We start from the raw sequence: 2730 nt of genomic DNA, 5'->3' as shown, positions 1-2730 counted from the left end.
GGGGTGGAGAGAGGGGGTGTGGTCTTGGAGTGTGGCTAGGATTGTTGTGCTGTGGGGGGGTGGAAAAACCATGGATTTGGTTCTTGAAAAGAGGGGTGTTTTGTTGCATTGTCTTTTGTTGTCGTGTGGATATTTTTCTTGAGTGACTTGATGCGGGAGGAAAGTGATGGTGCGCAGGGTTTTGTCTCTGAGGGGATGAGTGTTGAGCGGCATTGTGGTCTTTGTTTCTGTGGCTATTTATATAGAAATGAAGGCTCTTGGGATGACGTGGGGCGTCTTTTTACGCACTTTGGCATTTTATGGCATTCCCGGCATTGTCCTTATGGTTGGTTATGAAGTCATGCAGCGGCGGGGTGTAACGAAGGGTTTGTTCTTCAAGATGGTGTTGTTTAGCGTCATTTTGGCTGCTCTTTCTGATTTTATTTATAAGCAAGCTGAGCATTTTGGTTTGGCATGGCTCTGGTTCTCAAATAAATGGGTGTTTAGTGTCCTTTTGGGCCTTGTCCTCGCTCTTATTTATCTAGGGGCAAGGCGTTTTGGGTTTAGGATTTCATTCTTTGAAAAGGATTGATATTTTGTTGCATGTTCAGTGTTTTTCTTGCGTGGTTTGATGGGAGAGCGATGTTGTCTGATGGGGTATTGTTGCCATCGTTGGCGCTTTTAGGCATTGTGAGTCTTTCTTTGACTGTGATTTATATCAGTGCGCGTATCGCCATGAAGCGCTTCAGGTTTACAAAAAAGGTTTTCTTTAGAAATATGGTCTTTTGCTTCTCTGTGGGTCTTGCCTCTCAGTGGGGTTATGGGACAGCCAGAGCATTTGGGATTTGGTTGGCTTTGGTTCTCGAATAAATGGGTGTTTTATGTCCTGTGGGGCATTATCTTTGGACTTGTCTTTGCTCTTATTGATTTAAGGGGCTTTTATTGATCTAATGGCAAAGCGTCTTGGGTGATACTTGGTGGTGTTTTCTTGCCTTTTTTCTGTTGCCTTTGTTTTGTGGATTAAAGAAGCCGCACGCCGTGGGGGTACAAGGTGGATGTTTTTTGGCAGATGGGTGGTCTTTTATGGCTTGATTAGCGTCTATCTTGGTTTTATTTCTGTGGGTGCGGGCAGTCTGGCTTTGAGTGGGGAGCTGTTGTTGAAGGGGGCGGTGTTTTCTTGCATTTTTGGGCTTGTCCTTGGTGTGGTGCATTGGGGTGTCACGCGTTTGCCGGTTGTCTGGCAAGGGTTCGTGAAGGCGGTGGCGTTTTGTTGTCTGATGGCTGTTATCCTTATGCTTTTTGCTTTGGGGGTTAGCGATATGGATAGCGTTAAGGGGGTGTTCTTGAAGGCATTGGTTTTTGCTGTCTTGTTGAAGGTGCTCTTTTAATTTATTATGGCACGCAAAATGTGCGTGTGATGGTGGGACGTTTTTTAAAAAAAGTGGTGGTGTAGGGGCGTTAAAGATAACGCCGTGAGGATGGCTGTTCAAAAGAACAGCGATAGCGATAGGTTTGGGGATCAAACCAAAGACCTACTTTGCCTTCAAAATCGCCGGAACGTTGTTTGGCAATATTCATAATGACACCGGGGCGTTTGGCTAAATCTGCTTTTTCTTGCGCTAAGGATGCGGCGAAGATTTTGTCTTCTAACGAGCGGTTGCGCCAAATGGTGATGATGTTAAAAGCATTCGCGCCAATTTCTGAGGCACCTTTGATATCTTCTGTTCCGGGGATATCTTTATCGAGCCCCCCTTTGCGGGCATGGGCGACAAGATGAATATGTACACTGTTTAAAATAGCCCAATCCACCATTTTATAAACCGTTTGTTCTTGTCCCGCATAATCATCAGAGGCAATGCCAAGCCGCATCAGACTGTCGATAATAAATTGATCACAACCATAGCGTGCACGACAATAGTCAAAAATATCAAGCAAGCTGTCGACACTTGATTTGCCAACATGTTCATACAGGATAAGCCCATTGTCTAAAAAATGCAAAATGCGTTCAATTGTCTCTTTTGTGGGCTTTTCTAAGCCGCCCGTTTGTTTTGTTAAACGCCGCAGGGATTGTTCTCCTTTCATCTCTAAAGATGCTAAGCAAAGACGGCTGTTTTGCGCAATCCAATGGGGAATACAGTCGGATAACAATTGGCTTTTGCCTGCACCACTGGCACCGCTCCACAGTGTTAATTCTGCGGGGCGAAAATGCAATTTGTCCTTCAGTTTAGGATAGGGAACCGTATAGCCAAGATGTTTTTCAGGTTCTGGCCAAAACAGCCCAATCACTTGATCTTTATAGTCTGAGGCGCGCCGTAAGCCTTCTGGTGCAAAGCTTTTCGCTGAGGAAAAAGCCGCTTTTATGGTGGCAGCATCAATCCCTGCGGTTAAACAGTCATTGGCATCTTTGCGGGGTAAGCGGACACGATAGCAACGGTGACGTCCAAGCCTGCTGGCAATTTCATGGGCGGCTTCTTCTCCCGGTTGATCCATGTCTGTGGCTAAAAAAATGGTTTCAAAAGCTTCTAAATGATCAAATTCATTTTCAATCCAATTTTGCTTACCACCCTTTCCACCTCCAAAGGGGACGGAAACCGCCGGATACCCATAGGCGGCGAGCGAAAGCGCATCAATTTCTCCTTCCGTGATGACAATTGTCCGGTTTGTTGAGGAAAGCGTGGGAAACGACGTGTGATCTGAAGGTGCGGGGTGGGATGCGTGTGTAGTGGTGTTGGTTGCTGCGGGTGCGGGGTG

Annotated in this window: 4 protein-coding genes; 3 read left to right on the top strand and 1 reads right to left on the bottom strand. The window is 46.2% G+C overall.

Features of this window, described 5'->3' with window-relative positions; all coding sequences use genetic code 11:
• Positions 1-202 precede the first annotated feature (202 nt).
• The 3 genes from CEV08_RS09040 (at position 203) to CEV08_RS09035 (ending at position 1367) form a co-directional block, all read left to right on the top strand.
• Positions 203-571 (top strand): hypothetical protein, encoded by a 369-nt coding sequence (locus CEV08_RS09040; RefSeq protein ID WP_245407089.1) that lies wholly within the window; start codon positions 203-205, stop codon positions 569-571.
• Positions 572-582: 11 nt separating this feature from the next.
• Positions 583-849 (top strand): hypothetical protein, encoded by a 267-nt coding sequence (locus tag CEV08_RS09625; RefSeq protein WP_180753584.1) that lies wholly within the window; start codon positions 583-585, stop codon positions 847-849.
• Between the two features lie 107 nt (positions 850-956).
• Positions 957-1367 (top strand): hypothetical protein, encoded by a 411-nt coding sequence (locus CEV08_RS09035; protein WP_143434475.1) that lies wholly within the window; start codon positions 957-959, stop codon positions 1365-1367.
• A gap of 70 nt (positions 1368-1437) precedes the next feature.
• Here CEV08_RS09035 and CEV08_RS09030 read toward each other — a convergent pair.
• The coding region (locus CEV08_RS09030) for a bifunctional DNA primase/helicase (protein WP_100131264.1) at positions 1438-2730 on the bottom strand (1293 nt) is incomplete at its 5' end.

Origin of the sequence: Bartonella tribocorum, from assembly GCF_002778015.1 — a bacterium.
GTDB classification, from domain to species: domain Bacteria; phylum Pseudomonadota; class Alphaproteobacteria; order Rhizobiales; family Rhizobiaceae; genus Bartonella; species Bartonella tribocorum_B.
This window is presented reverse-complemented; position numbering and strand designations above follow the sequence as displayed.